General features: G+C 35.3%; 3 protein-coding genes and 2 pseudogenes. All 5 read left to right on the forward strand.

What is annotated here, in order from left to right; genetic code table 11:
• Positions 1-479 (forward strand): annotated as a pseudogene (locus DBR11_RS18140) (AAA family ATPase); the annotation flags it as partial.
• A 169-nt stretch (positions 480-648) separates the two neighbouring features.
• Entirely contained in the window at positions 649-1971 is a 1323-nt protein-coding gene (locus DBR11_RS18145; RefSeq protein WP_233260810.1) for an O-antigen ligase, read from the forward strand.
• Positions 1972-1978: 7 nt separating this feature from the next.
• A complete protein-coding gene (locus DBR11_RS18150) occupies positions 1979-3193 on the forward strand; it encodes a glycosyltransferase family 2 protein (RefSeq protein ID WP_158275325.1) in 1215 nt (404 codons plus the stop codon).
• 122 nt (positions 3194-3315) lie between these two features.
• On the forward strand, positions 3316-4479 hold the full coding sequence (locus tag DBR11_RS18155) for an acyltransferase (protein ID WP_108554056.1): 1164 nt from the start codon (positions 3316-3318) through the stop codon (positions 4477-4479).
• Between the two features lie 34 nt (positions 4480-4513).
• A pseudogene (locus DBR11_RS18160) lies at positions 4514-4843 on the forward strand (glycosyltransferase family 1 protein); the annotation flags it as partial.

Here is a 4843-nt window from a genome sequence, read left to right on the forward strand (position 1 = left end):
CTCCTGGGGAAGGAAAAACCTTTCTTTGTTCAAGTCTTGCGTATGCTTTTGCAATGACTGGAAAAAAGGTTTTGTTGATTAGTGGGGAAAAGGATACTGTTGTTGCTCATGCTGATCAAAAGCTTATTCCGAACCAGTTTTTTGAAACTTTCCTGGCAAAGAAAGAAATTCAGATCGAAGACTTAATAACTATTTTAAACAGCAAGACTGAAAAGAACTCTCTGTTTGAGATTCAAAATAAGGATAATTTAAAATCTGGGTTTAGCTTGCTTAAAGATCAATTCGATATAATTATTATAGATATTAACAGTTTGAAGAACATAAATCACGCAAAAGAATGGTTATTGTTTACAGAGAAAAATATAGCAATTTTTGAAAGTGGTAGGAGCTTGACTGATAATGAAACAGAAAATATGAAATATATCACAGCACACTCTGGATTCATAGGCTGGGTTTTAAATAAGCAGGTTGAAAGTTAATTCAATTATTGATCGTTTTGACTATATTTAGTTGGCTATTTCCTAATACATGAGGCAAATTTTGAATTTTAGAGATCATAAGAAAGCTAATATATTTTTCATTATAGGGGTAATTGTCTCGCTTGTTATATGCTACCTGACATTTAAGATCGGGATATTTATTCCGATTATGGTCATTGGTATAAGTATTGGCATTGCTTTTTTAATTGCAACTTTTTTAAACCCAAGAGTTGCAATCATTGTTTATTTTATCTACTGTTTTGTTGTCAGCTCGCTGCTGAAGAATGTTTCCGGGGTTCCTTTTGGACCCGTAATGGAAACTTTAATGGTACTCACCTGGTTGGGCATGCTGGTTAATAAATCAAAATATAACTGGTCGGCGATGAAGAATGACTATGTATATATTGCACTGGCTTGGTTTATCATAAATATATTAGAAATTGTGAATCCTGCGGGAGCAAGTCTTCTTGGTTGGATGAATGAGGTCCGGTTCACTACACTAAACTGGTTGTTATTGGCTCCGCTTGCATTTATACTATTCACGAGAAAAAAAGATATCGATTTTTTTATAGCACTGATTATTGGATGTTCGGTTCTTGCCGCAATATATGGCATGAAGCAACTTTTTATTGGTGTTTCTCCAATGGAGCAGAAATGGCTTGATGATGGTGCCGCATTTACTCATATCGTATTCGGGAAACTTAGAGTTTTTTCTTTTTATACAGATGCAGGCCAATTTGGTGCATCTCAGGCAGAGATGTGCTTGGTAGCACTTGTTCTCGCTTTGGGGCCGTTTAAAATATGGAAAAGAATTCTGTTGTTTATTGCTGCAGGTATTCTTTTTTATGGAATGTTGATTTCTGGTACCAGGGGAGCACTGTTTGCCTTGATAAGTGCTGCTTTTTTCGCAATTTTTCTGAGTAAGAATTTTAAAGTTTTGATTGCCGGTTCTGTTATTGCTTTATGTTTTCTTGGTTTTTTGAAATACACAACCATAGGCAATGGTGTATATCAGATTAATAGACTGAGGACGGCGCTAGATCCGACAGATCCTTCTTTGAATGCGAGATTTATAAATCAGGCTAAGCTTAAAGAGGTGCTTTCTCATATGCCTTTTGGTGGTGGAGTTGGGGTAAGTGGGATGAACGGGACAATATACAATCCAGACAAATTACTTTCTACTATTCCACCGGATAGTTATTGGGTAAAAGTGTGGACGATGTATGGAATTGTTGGTCTCTTGATCTGGTTTTGTATGAATATGTTTATTCTGGGGAAATGTTGCGGTATTGCCTGGAATATACAAGATCCTAAACTTAGGGTAAAAGTTATTGCGCTTACAGCAGGTACAGCTGGCTTGTTTTTTTGCAGTTACGGGAATGAGGTAATGAATGGTTTTCCGTCATCAATGATATTATATATGTCATGGGGATTTATCTATTGTGCTCCTCGATTTGATACCAATATTGAAGATTTAAAATTAACGACATAAAATGAATATGATGAATATTTTAGTTTACATGATTCTGATCTTCATTTTTGCAATTGGTGTTTATCTCCTTTTGAATTGTATATATCTGCTTTTTTTTGCAATAGCCGGTCATTTTTTGGTTTATAAAGAAAAAAGGGTAGTGGCTTCTTATAGAAATGTTGTAATCTTTATTCCGGCCTATAAGGAAAATGAGGTGATTATTGAGTCGAGTCTTAGGGCAATTAAACACGTTTATGAAGGAAAATTTGATGTGTGTGTAATTGCTGATGGATTGAATCAGGAAACAGTTTCGAAAATTATTGGCTTTGGTTGCAATGTTATAGAAGTGAATTTTGAACGTAGTACCAAGGGAAAATCTTTACTCTATGCCATGGACCATATTGAGGGGCCAGCGTATGATATTGCATTGATCCTTGATATAGACAACATCATGGACAAAGGCTTTCTGGATGAAGTAAATGCTGCATTTGATCGTGGTGCTAAAGTCGTACAAGCGCACCGTACGGCTAAAAATCTCAATACTCCTTTTGCTTTTCTTGACGCATGTAATGAAGAGATCAACAACCATATCTATAGAAAAGGACATGCGGCTGTTGGTTTATCTCCAGCTTTAATCGGGTCTGGTATGGCGTTTGAATACAATTATCTCCATAATCTGTTAAAAGACATTGGGGAGACTGTGGGAGAGGACAAAGAAATGGATTTCAAAATTGCAAGAGATAGGACTAAAATTGTGTATTTGAATGATACATACGTTTTTGACGAGAAAATTGAGGATGCTGCTGTATTTACACAGCAAAGAACGCGTTGGATAGCAGCACAAATTGAATTTTTTAAAAAGTACTTTACACAGGGTTTCATAGAGTTGTTCAAGAATGGTAATTTTGAATTTTTCAACAAGGTTCTTCAGTCTATGCTAGTGCCCAGGATGTTACTTCTTGGATTATTAGGCCTGTTGTCCATAATTTCTATTCTGTTTTTAAAGGGAGAAGTGGCATTTTTCTTTCCGGTGCTTTTTCTATTCCTTTGTTTAACACTGGCTATTTCATTGCCTGGTAAATTTTACAAAGACAAAAGACTTTGGATGGCTGTTGTAAGGATTCCTTATGCGTTATGGTGCATGGTTATTGCCCTATTTAGTATAAGAAAAACAAAGTCATCATTTTTGCATACACCTCATGCAGTAAATTCAGAAACTCATGATCATTCATCAAAAATATAGCTTATGCCATTTGAAATACTAGCTCTTCCTGCATTAGCATTTTTAGTGTGGGGATTTATGAACGGAAGAAAACTCAGAAATAAAAATAATCTAAAATAACTATCTTATAGCCGAAACGTCTTATGCTTAAATTTCTTAATTCTATTCCGTCAAGGCTAACCAGGATCACTTCTGGAGGTAAATTAATCCGGGAGGTCGACGGGCTTAGATTCATGGCTATTCTTCCGGTTTTGATACAGCATTTTACTGAACGCTTTGACCGGAATACAACAATCAAGTTTGATACGCAACCGATAGATCATTTTGTATCCTTTCTTGCCTCAAGAGGCTTTCTTGGGGTTTATATATTTTTTGTTATCAGTGGATTTGTATTGGCACTTCCTTTTGCAGCCCATAGGTTTCAAGGCAAAAAGGAGGTAAAGCTTGGAAGTTATTTTTGGAGAAGGCTGACTCGATTGGAACCTCCTTATATTATATGGATAACCGTGTTCTTCCTATTGTTTGTTCTCCGGGGACATTATCCATTTGCAGAGTATTTACCACATTATCTGGCCAATATTACTTATACACACACACTGATCTATAATCACTGGTCACCATTTAATCCACCAACCTGGACATTGGAAATTGAAATTCAATTTTACATATTAGCACCGTTCTTGTCCATGGTTTTCTTTCGTGTTGAAAACAAGTATTATAGGAGATTTTTTAATGTTACGATGATTGTAGCACTTATTCTTTTACAACAATATTTGCAATGGTATAAAAATCCTTACAGCTTCACAATTTTAGGCCACCTCCATTATTTCTTAGTAGGATTTCTGCTTGTGGACATTTACCTTAATGATTGGAAAACAATTGTTGCCAATAAGTTTTATGATATCCTTGGCCTTATTTCTTTGACGCTTTTAATTTATTCATGGAGTTGGGATTATGAACTCTACAGTCGGTTTTTTGTGGTGATTTCCCTTTTCTTGTTCTTTATCAGCGCATTTAAAGGTGATTATCTGAATAAGTTTGTTACAAACCGATGGATCATGGTCATTGGAGGAATGTGCTATACCATATATTTGGTACATCTTCCCTTTGCGGAGTTTTTGATCCTTTTTACAAAAAAGATAGAAGTTACCCGATTATATGCAGTTAATCTGTTTATTCAGCTGGCTATTTTTATCCCTTTTATCTTAGTGATAAGTGCTTTTCTATATATTTGGATTGAACGTCCTTTTATGAACAAGGACTGGCCTAAGAATTTTGCCTCTAGATTAAAATCATATTTAAATTAAACTTATACAACTGTACTCAAATAATAGATTAGATATGGGCCAGGACCTTGTTAAAAATAGAGATATAGTTATCGTTGGACAACAACCCTGGGATGTAGGAATTGGAAGCAATTGTAAAGATATTGCTCTGGAGTTTAGTAAAAATAATAGGGTTCTGTACGTGAATTCCCCTTTAGACAGGATTACAAGATTTAAAAGGAAAGACGATCCAATCATTTTAAAACGAATGGAGGTGTTAACTGGGAAGAGAAATGGTCTGACTCAGCAAAAGGATAATCTTTGGGAATTGAATACCGATGGGCTTATAGAGTCTATTAACTGGATTAAAATACACAACATTTTTAATATCCTGAATAAAAGGAAC

Source organism: Pedobacter sp. HMWF019 (genome assembly GCF_003061025.1).
In the GTDB taxonomy this organism is placed as follows: Bacteria; Bacteroidota; Bacteroidia; order Sphingobacteriales; family Sphingobacteriaceae; genus Pedobacter.

Coding starts and splice junctions, on each gene's coding strand:
- DBR11_RS18150 (WP_158275325.1), top strand. CDS start 1,979: ATGATGAATATTTTAGTTTACATGATTCTGATCTTCATTTTTGCAATT.
- DBR11_RS18155 (WP_108554056.1), top strand. CDS start 3,316: ATGCTTAAATTTCTTAATTCTATTCCGTCAAGGCTAACCAGGATCACT.
- DBR11_RS18145 (WP_233260810.1), top strand. CDS start 649: ATGGTCATTGGTATAAGTATTGGCATTGCTTTTTTAATTGCAACTTTT.